This is a genomic window from Frankia sp. AgB32 (assembly GCF_023243045.1).
Lineage (GTDB): Bacteria > Actinomycetota > Actinomycetes > Frankiales > Frankiaceae > Frankia.
Genome location: NZ_JALKFX010000134.1, coordinates 1 through 3,423 on the forward strand (window position 1 = coordinate 1; position 3,423 = coordinate 3,423).

Annotated in this window: 4 protein-coding genes and 1 riboswitch; of the genes, 2 read left to right on the forward strand and 2 right to left on the reverse strand. The window is 72.4% G+C overall.

The window, feature by feature from the left end; genetic code table 11:
* Together MXD60_RS25925 and MXD60_RS25930 are read right to left on the reverse strand one after the other, a co-directional pair.
* The coding region (locus tag MXD60_RS25925) for a hypothetical protein (protein ID WP_248822285.1) at nucleotides 1–191 on the reverse strand (191 nt) is incomplete at its 3' end.
* A 71-nt stretch (nucleotides 192–262) separates the two neighbouring features.
* Nucleotides 263–1,060 carry an HAD family hydrolase gene (locus MXD60_RS25930; protein ID WP_248822289.1) on the reverse strand — a complete coding sequence of 266 codons (798 nt, stop codon included), beginning with the start codon at nucleotides 1,058–1,060 and terminating at the stop codon, nucleotides 263–265.
* A gap of 163 nt (nucleotides 1,061–1,223) precedes the next feature.
* A riboswitch (SAM riboswitch) is annotated at nucleotides 1,224–1,339 on the forward strand.
* A gap of 8 nt (nucleotides 1,340–1,347) precedes the next feature.
* Here MXD60_RS25930 and thrC point away from each other — a divergent pair.
* Nucleotides 1,348–2,625 (forward strand): threonine synthase, encoded by a 1,278-nt coding sequence (thrC, locus tag MXD60_RS25935; protein WP_248822287.1) that lies wholly within the window; start codon nucleotides 1,348–1,350, stop codon nucleotides 2,623–2,625.
* A 517-nt stretch (nucleotides 2,626–3,142) separates the two neighbouring features.
* Nucleotides 3,143–3,423 (forward strand): TCP-1/cpn60 chaperonin family protein (locus MXD60_RS25940; RefSeq protein WP_283099012.1); only part of this gene is annotated, 281 nt, incomplete at its 3' end.

Here is a 3,423-nt window from a genome sequence, read left to right on the forward strand (position 1 = left end):
CCGGGGGCGCCGCCCCCCCCCCCCCCCCCCCCCCCCCCCGCCCCGGCGGCGCGGGGGCCCCCCCCCCCCCCCCGGGGGGGGCGGGCGGCGAACGCCACCGGCCCCCGGTTCGAGGCGACCAGCACCCGCGCCGTCCCGGGCGGGGCGTGCGGTGAGGCTGTGGCGGACGTGCTCTGCTCGGCTCCCGGCATCCGCTGCACACTGCGGAGGGTAGGCCATCTGCCTGGCCGCCCCGGCCGCATCGGGCCGGTCGCCGGTGCGCTCAGGCCGCGATGGCCGACCGCACGGCACTCGCCCAGCCGGCGCCGACCGACTCCGCCTCGACGGTGACGTTGTCGTGGCGGGCCAGCAGCTCGGCGATGTGCGGGTGGTGCAGCGCGTTGGCGACCAGGTGCATGCGCCCGACGTGCAGGGCCATCGCCAGGTCGCTCGCCGAGTCGCCGATGGCGATCGCCTCGGCCGGGTCGATCCCCCGGCGCTTGAGGTCGTAGGCCACCGCGTCGCCCTTGCCGACCCCGTCGGGAACGAGGTGGTAGACGTGCGGCGCGCCGCCGAGGTCCGGCATGTGCGCCGGGGAGATCAGGCCGTTGTCCCGCATGCTCAGCCAACCGAAGCCGATCTCGGCGAGCCACGCGTCGACCTCGGGCACGTCGATGCGGCCGCGGAGCATGACGTCGACCTCCCGGCCCGCGTGCCAGGGGGTGTGCAGTTCCAGTTCACCGGGGTGGCGCTCGATCAGCCGGTCGAGCAGCTCGGGCGGGACCTGGTCGAGCTCGGGCGGCATCGCGCCGCGCAGGATCTCGCTGTCCCGGCCGTCGTTCCAGCCGACGATCGCGCCGAGTTCGCCGATCCATCCGGCCGCGCCGAAGATCTGCGCCGCCTCGACGAGCTGCGGCCGAGTCCGGCCGCTGACCAGGACCAGATCGAGGCCGGCGGCGTGCAGCTCGGTGAGCGCGCGGGCCGGTTCGAGGGTGCTCGCCCCGCCCTCGGCACGGAAGAAGCAGCCCTTCGGGCCGACCATCGTGCCGTCGAGATCGGTGTAGATGACGCGAATGCCCACTGTCATGAACTCCCTGGTCTCCGGAGGGAAGCCGGCCTGTTCGTCCGCCTGGCCCGAGCGGACGACGCCGGCCGCGGCGCGTCGCCGACCTCGCCGTGAACCGCGAAACACCGGTACACGATCGCCGGCACTCGGACTACAGTACGGACAGACAACTTCATCTGGCTCATCCAGAGGGGCAGAGGGACCGGCCCAGCGAAGCCCCGGCAACCACCCGCATCACGTGCGCGGGCAGGTGCTAATTCCGGCCCGTGGCAGGTTGCCCGGGAAAGATGAGGAGCTTCCGCATGACTCTCGCGCCCGAGCGCGCCGCCGGCCCCGCCCAGGATGTCGCCAATCCCGCCGTCGGCCTGTCCTGTCGCCACTGCGGGGCGACCTACCCGCTCTCCCCGAGCCACGTGTGCGTGGAGTGCTTCGCCCCGCTGGAGATCGTTTACGACGCGGATCTGCTCGCCCGGGTCACCCGGGAGTCCATCGAGGCCGGCCCGGCGAACCTGTGGCGTTACGTCGGCCTGCTGCCCGCCGGTCACGACCCGGCCCGCCGGGTGTCCCTCGGCGCCGGCTGGACGCCGCTGCGCCCGGCGCCGCGGCTGGCCGCCGAGCTGGGGATGAAGACGCTCTACGTCAAGGACGACAGCGCCAACCCCACCCACTCGTTCAAGGACCGCGTCGTCTCGGTCGCGCTCAGCGCCGCCCGCGAGCTCGGGTTCACCACCGTCGCCTGCGCCTCGACCGGCAACCTCGCCCAGTCCGTCGCCGCGCACGCGGCCGGTGCCGGGCTGCGCTCGGTGGTGCTCGTGCCGCACGACCTGGAGGCCGGCAAGACCGTCTCCACCGGCGTGTACGGCGGCACCCTCGTCGCCATCCAGGGCAACTACGACGACGTCAACCGGCTGTGCAGCGAGCTGGCCGGCGAGTACGAGTGGGCGTTCGTCAACGTCAACGTCCGCCCGTTCTACGCCGAGGGTTCCAAGACGCTCGGCTACGAGGTCGCCGAGCAGCTCGGCTGGCGCCTGCCCGAGCAGGTCGTCGTGCCGATCGCGTCCGGCTCGCTGCTCACCAAGGTCGACAAGGCGTTCGGCGAGCTCGGCCGCCTCGGCCTGGTGGAGCCGACGCCGTACAAGGTCTTCGGCGCGCAGGCCGCCGGCTGCAACCCGGTGGCCGCCGCCTTCGCCCGCAACGTCGATACGGTCGCCCCGGTGCGCCCGTCGACGATCGCGAAGTCGCTGTCCATCGGCAACCCGGCCGACGGCCCGTACGCGCTGGACGTTGCCCGGCGCACCGGCGGTGCGATCACCGACGTCAGCGACGAGGAGATCATCGACGGCATGCGGCTGCTGGCCCGCACCGAGGGCATCTTCGGTGAGACGGCCGGTGGCGTCACCGTCGCGAACCTGCGCCGGCTGCTGCGCGAGGGTCTGCTCGACCCCGCGGCCGAGACCGTCATCTACAACACCGGTGACGGCCTGAAGACCCTCGACCCCCTCGTCGAGACCGGCGGCCCGACGGCGACGATCAAGCCGTCCCTGCGTGCCTTCGAGGCCGCCGGCCTCGGCGACAACTGAGCCACGGCCGCGCGGCTCCCCGCGCGGCCACCACCGGTCAGTTGCACGCCCCGGCCAGAGGTCGCCCGGGCGACCCCGTGCGGGCGCGATCACCGGTCGCCTGGGCGACCCACCTGGCCGGGTCCTGACGCGCGCACGGGACCGGCGGCTCGGCGTTCATGGACGAGCCGCGCGGATGCGACTGTCGCCCGCGCGACAGGGCGTCGTCATCCGCGTGTCGGACCGGGTTCTCCTGCCGTGTGCCAGCGAGGTCGCGACCGTGCGGCGGGCCCGAAAAACCCACGCGACGCGGGGCTTCTCGACCGGACCGAGCTTGCACTCTCCTATGCCGAGTGCTAAACAAGACCTGGCACTCTCTCCATGGGAGTGCCAAGGCTGAAACGGCGAGGCTGCCCAGTCCGCCCGGTCCGGCGTTCGCACATCGGCGCGGACCAGGAGCCAACGGGAGCCGTCCGTCGCGGGCGTCGTTGTGGCCAGGCCATCGAACCTGCCATCCCACTGGGAGGACCCAGAAACCATGCCGAAGATCATCGCCTTCGACGAGGAGGCTCGGCGCGGCCTGGAGCGCGGCATGAACCAGTTGGCCGATGCGGTCAAGGTCACGCTCGGCCCCAAGGGTCGCAACGTCGTGTTGGAGAAGAAGTGGGGCGTTCCCACGATCACCAACGACGGTGTGAGCATCGCCAAGGAGATCGAGCTCGAGGACCCGTTCGAGAAGATCGGTGCGGAGCTCGTCAAGGAAGTCGCGAAGAAGACGAACGATGTCGCGGGTGATGGTACGACGACCGCGACGATTCT